Here is a 5448-nt window from a genome sequence, read left to right as displayed (position 1 = left end):
GAGATGGTCCAGGACCATCCGCACGGCACGCTCACGCTGATCCTGGGGGTATCGCTTGGGCATAATCGCAATCCTTCACAAAAAAGGAAGCGGCATCAAACCCGGCACGGTTCACCAGGGCCATTACGCCACTGAACGTAACCTTCAGTGTTGACCTGCGGAAACTAAAGACGTTGGACTATCGTTGCTTTTCGGACACTGGAAGTGCTCTGCAAAGGCGCCTCTGCAGACCTTTCTCAACAGGTCTGGATACCCCATCGACGGAAGTGAACTTCTTTTGGCACGACAACAGCTTTGCATCATTGGCGGTGGCCCTAAGGGGGTCGCCGTTGCCGCGAAAGCCCAAGTTCTGCGGGGCCTTGGCATGGAAGCCCCCGACGTCCAGATCGTCGAAGCCGGAAGAATCGCGCACAACTGGCGGCGATCCGGGGGCTGGACGGACGGCCGGCAGTCTCTCGGGACGAGCTCGTTCAAGGACCTAGGGTTCCCCTACGATACTGAGGTCTTTCCTGCCCTACACCCCGTAAACCTTGCCATGTTCGATCTGAGCTGGTCTGCGTACCTTGTAAGGACCGGAAGATTCGCCAAGTGGACTGACCGGGGCGGCCCGAGCCCGACACACAAGGAATGGGCAGCCTACATGGATTGGGTCGTGGTGGAATCCAACGTCGCGGTCGTGCATGGAGAAGTGTTGTCCATTGATCGGACAGACGGCGAACGCTTCGAGGTCGCCGTTGCGGGGTCGGAACCTGTGGTTAGTGACGCCATCATGTTCACGGGTTTCGGCGGCAGCGACTGCAAGCTCGCCCCGGAGTGCGTGAGTGTAGGGGAGTTCTGGATGGACCGGGCGAAGGAAGAGCGCTACTACGACAAACGTGTGGTCATCATTGGGTCAGGTGAAACGGCCGCATCAATCACCCGGTGCATTGTCGAGCGGGCGCACCCCGCCGATATTGTGGTGGTGTCTCCGACCGAGACGATTTACTCCAGAGGCGAGTCCTATCTGGAAAACCGTTTCTACAGCAACCCCGAACGGTGGACTGCACTGTCGGAAGCGCAACGCCGTGACTTCATCCGACGTACAGACCGGGCCGTTTTCTCCCAGGATGTGCAAAGCCTGATCTCTTCGCATGGAATTCATCGCCATCTCCAGGGACGCGTAAGTGCCGTGACAACAACGAACGGTACCCTCGTGGCCGAAATCCACAATCCGACAACGAACTCCCTGACGTCCGTTGAAACGGACGTCGTCATTGACGCGCGGGGCGGTAACCCCCTTTGGTTCCTGAATCTGCTGACCCCGACGCTGAGGGCGGATATCGCGATGCGCTGTGAAGCAGAGCTAACGGCGGCTTCCCTGGAAAAACGTATCGAACACGACCTGTCACTCGCGGGGTACCCAGCGAAGATCTTCGTTCCGAACCTGGCGGCTCTGCGCCAAGGCCCTGGCTTCCCCAATCTCAGCTCGCTCGGCCTCTTGTCAGACCGTGTCCTGTCGGGCATGCTCCCGAAGGAAGACAACGACGGAGCGATTGCTGGGGTGGTGACGGTATGATCGATTTCTCCATCCTGCTCGCCTTCGTGGCGACCTCGGCCATCGTGATTCTCGTGCCCGGTTCGGATGTATTCCTCCTGCTCCGCCTATCCCTCAGCAAGGGCGTAGGCGCAGGCATTCGGGCATTGGCCGGCATTCACCTGGGCAACGCTGTTCAAGCCCTGCTCATGATCTCGGGCATCGGCCTGCTCATCTCCCAACTTCCCTTCGCCATCATGGCGCTGAAGATCCTGGGAGCGGCCTACCTGATCTACCTGGCCACTATGAGCCTGCTGGCTGCGTTCCGGAAAACAAAGGAAGGGCACACTGGCAGCGAGAACACCACATCCGGCCCGGCCAAGGCGACAAAGGAGTCCTCCCCATTTGCCCAGGGTCTCCTGACCAACGTGACCAACCCCAAGGTTCTTCTCTTCTTCGTCGCCTTCTTCCCGCAATTCCTTGGGAATGCCTCCAACGTTTCCATGCAATTGCTCTTGCTTTCAGCCGTCTTCATAGGGCTTGCCATCGTGTGGGAGGCAATCATCGTGCTCGCCGCCGCGCGGCTCGGGTCCACGATGAAGTCCAAAAACTTCTCGAAAATCATGGACACTGTCTGTGCTCTTGCATTTACAGGGCTTGCTGCCCTGATTCTCATGCCTACGACCTGAATGGGGGACACCTGCGTCGAAAGAGCCCATCCAATGCTCCGCACCAACTCTCAGCCTCAAGACGTTAGTTTCGGAACCCGGACGTCTGCTGGCAGAGCAGAGCGATACTTCTCCAGTCAGAGAGCCCAGGCTATACACTTCCGGGCACTGGTAAACGTTCCCACAAGATGAAAGACCCTGGACTATGAACGAATCTCCATACCCCGCTCGAACACTTGCCCCTTTCACCGGGGAAGCCATCGCCGACATTGCGCAGCGACACGGCACGCCGGTGTGGATCTATGACGCTGAGAGCATCCGCGCTCAGATTGAGCGCCTGCGCCAGTTTGATGTGATCCGTTTCGCCCAGAAGTCGTGCTCCAACACGCACATCCTGCGCCTGATGAGAGAGCACGGCGTATTGGTGGATGCAGTGTCGCTCGGCGAGATCGAACGCGCGCTGAAAGCCGGGTACACCGTGGACGGCGAGCACGAGCCGATCGTGTTCACCGCTGATCTCCTGGACCGGTCGACTCTTCGGCGGATCGTTGAATTGGGCGTGCCCGTGAACGCAGGCTCACCTCAAATGCTCGAACAGATAGGCAACGCTTCGCCAGGGCATGCCGTCTGGATCAGAGTCAATCCTGGATTCGGTCACGGTCACAGCCGCAAAACCAACACGGGTGGGGAAAACAGCAAGCACGGCATTTGGCACGAACACCTCGCCGAGAGTCTCGACCTGGTTGATCGCTACAGCCTCGACTTGGTCGGGCTGCATATGCACATTGGTTCCGGGGTGGACTATGCACACTTGGAGCAAGTGTGCGATGCGATGGTTCACCAGGTGAAGAAGAGCGGCCGCGACGTGCGTGCCATCTCTGCCGGGGGCGGACTGTCAGTACCGTACACACCGGGAGAACCCGATCTTGATACCGATCACTACTTCAGTCTGTGGAATGCTGCCCGAAATGACTTGGTCGCGCATTTGGGGCACCCTGTGCGACTGGAAATCGAACCGGGACGTTTTCTCGTCGCAGGTGCCGGCATTCTTGCAGCCGAGGTACGCGCGTGCAAACCCATGGGCGGGAACCGCTTCGTCCTTGTGGATGCTGGATTCAACGATCTCATGCGTCCAGCCCTCTATGGCAGCAACCACGCAGTGACTGCACTGGATCTCGAGGGCCTCCCTCGCGCCGATGGTATCCAGGACGTGGTGCTTGCCGGCCCACTGTGCGAATCCGGAGACGTCTTCACCCAGGCTGAGAATGGTGAGGTCCGCCAAATCGGCCTGCCGGACGTCACCGTCGGAGACCTCGTAGTCTTCCATGACGCAGGTGCCTATGGGGCGAGCATGTCATCCAACTACAACTCCCGTCCGCTCGCCCCTGAAGTGCTGATAGACCGAGGCGATGTTCGGCTGATCCGGCGACGGCAAAGCATCGACGATCTACTTGCCCTTGAGGACGGTTCCCATTGAAGTACGCACGCGGGCATGTCCTATGACCCTGGGAACGGCAGCTTCGTCCGGCCAGACCCCGAGCCGGGATCGCCCGCCGCCATGGCCAACGAACTCGGGCTGCGCAGTTTGTCCTTCGAAGTCGATGATCTTCAGGCGCACGTCGATCGGCTGGCCGCGGATGGATACGGGCTGGTCGGTGGCATCGGCCCGTATGAGGCTGCCTGGCGCATGGCCTACGTGCGCGGTCCAGAGGGAATCACCGTGGCCCTGGCTGAGCGGATCAGCTGACGCGGCCACCTCGTAGCGGCATCGCCCCCCGGCGTCCGCCCGTAAGTCGATCGGCTTACGGGCACAAGGGGTGACATTTAGCGCTGCGAAAATGCCGCCACTTATCGCTGCGATTCACAGATTTCTTCGATCCTCCACGACACGACGTCCGTGTCTCGAAAAACTTTTGATTTACGAGACATAGTTTTCGAGGAGTCCTATCCGGCGCAGCCAAGATTCGGCGGCGGGCATTGCGTCTCTGACTTCCTCTCCGCGGCGGTTTGTGGCTTCTGCGTGGGTCGGCCATTAACGGTGCGCCATATACGGCTCATCTATCGGACTTGTGGTTTCAGCGTGGCGAGCCAGTTTGTGCCCTGAGCGCTATTGTTCCCCGTTGCTGAGGCTGGCCCAATGAAAGGTTCCAAGGATGTAGCGCACGCTCTTGAAATCTGAAGGGGGCTGGACGTCAGATGGTGTCTTACAACCACACCCAAGGAGGCCACCATGACGGTCACTTTTAACCACACCATCGTCCACGCAACAGACAAGCGCCGTTCGGCGAAGTTCCTGGCCAACGTACTCGGGCTGCCGGAACCCCAACCTATGTGGTCTTTCATGACCGTACCCCTTGACCATGGAGTAACCCTCGATTTCGCCACGGCGGACCGACCCATCTCCCCGCAGCACTACGCCTTCCTGGTCAGCGAGGAGGACTTCGACGGAATCTTCGCAAGGATCCAGGCCGAGGGCATCCCCTACTGGGCAGACCCGGGACGGTCCCGCCCACAGCAGATCAACCACAACGACGGCGGACGCGGCGTCTACTTCGCGGATCCTGACGGACATTTCCTCGAGGCGATCACGCGTCCGTATGGATCGGGTGCTGCATGATTCCCAGTTGCCGGGTTTGATGTGGTTGGCGCGAGGCTAGGATCCTGGATGAGCGGGACAAAGGGAACCTCCACCAGCCGGGGTTCTGCGGAACACCAGGATGCCCAGCCCACGGAGTCGATGGCAGGCACCCCCGGATCGTCATTGCTGTAAAGAATGGTGGCCGGGGCCCTCAACTGCCCCTCCGGAGGCCTGCCCGGATACGTCGCCAACAGTGCAAGGTCCTCGAGCAGGACTTCACGGGCACGCTCGGACAGCTCACCGGAGAAGGCGGATAAAGCGGAAGCGCGAGCTGCGGCAGGTGCTACCGAGGGGGCGGCAGCACCGCCGTCGGGCGCTTCAAATGGCGGACGAGCGGCCGCCAGGAAGACGTGTTCCACCCGGCCGGCGTCCTGGAGCCGAAGAGCCACCTCGAACGCAAGGATCGCCCCCATGCTGTGGCCGTAGAGCGCAAGCCGGGCGACGGCGACGCTTCCATCCGCTCGGCAAGGACATCTGCGGCTCCAGCGACAGACCCGAAGTCTCTCCCCCCCGATAGCCCAGCTTCGTGACGTGGACGCCGGAAAAGCGCCAGGCCGCGAAACTCGCGGTGGTTCCGCCGGCGTGATGCAGGCAAAACAGATGCACGCCGGAAGCCCGGTCGCTAGTTG

Annotated in this window: 5 protein-coding genes and 1 pseudogene; 5 read left to right on the top strand and 1 reads right to left on the bottom strand. The window is 60.4% G+C overall.

The genetic code is table 11. The features are described 5' to 3' along the window. Positions 1–364 precede the first annotated feature (364 nt). The 5 genes from ACZYZ4_RS19265 (at position 365) to ACZYZ4_RS19245 (ending at position 4798) form a co-directional block, all read left to right on the top strand. Complete coding sequence (locus tag ACZYZ4_RS19265) at positions 365–1555, top strand: SidA/IucD/PvdA family monooxygenase (RefSeq protein ID WP_463863383.1); 1191 nt, start codon at positions 365–367, stop codon at positions 1553–1555. Continuing rightward, the gene (locus ACZYZ4_RS19260) at positions 1552–2202 is read left to right on the top strand and encodes a LysE family translocator (RefSeq protein WP_463863382.1); all 651 of its coding nucleotides are present in this window, start codon (positions 1552–1554) and stop codon (positions 2200–2202) included. Before ACZYZ4_RS19265 ends, ACZYZ4_RS19260 begins: the two co-directional genes overlap by 4 nt. A gap of 184 nt (positions 2203–2386) precedes the next feature. Then, positions 2387–3658, top strand: a complete 1272-nt coding sequence (gene lysA, locus ACZYZ4_RS19255; protein WP_463863381.1) for a diaminopimelate decarboxylase — start codon at positions 2387–2389, stop codon at positions 3656–3658. A gap of 15 nt (positions 3659–3673) precedes the next feature. Then, positions 3674–3928 (top strand): VOC family protein, encoded by a 255-nt coding sequence (locus ACZYZ4_RS19250; protein WP_463863380.1) that lies wholly within the window; start codon positions 3674–3676, stop codon positions 3926–3928. A 483-nt stretch (positions 3929–4411) separates the two neighbouring features. Beyond that, positions 4412–4798, top strand: coding sequence for a VOC family protein (locus tag ACZYZ4_RS19245; RefSeq protein WP_463863379.1), 387 nt, complete (start codon positions 4412–4414; stop codon positions 4796–4798). Positions 4799–4977: 179 nt separating this feature from the next. On the opposite strand, the pseudogene ACZYZ4_RS19240 reads toward ACZYZ4_RS19245, so the two are convergent. Beyond that, positions 4978–5334: pseudogene (locus tag ACZYZ4_RS19240) on the bottom strand (thioesterase domain-containing protein); the annotation flags it as partial. Positions 5335–5448: the final 114 nt, after the last annotated feature.

This window comes from Pseudarthrobacter adonitolis, from assembly GCF_055412845.1.
The sequence above is the reverse complement of the archived record's forward strand: the minus strand, read 5'-3'. Positions and strand labels throughout refer to the sequence as shown.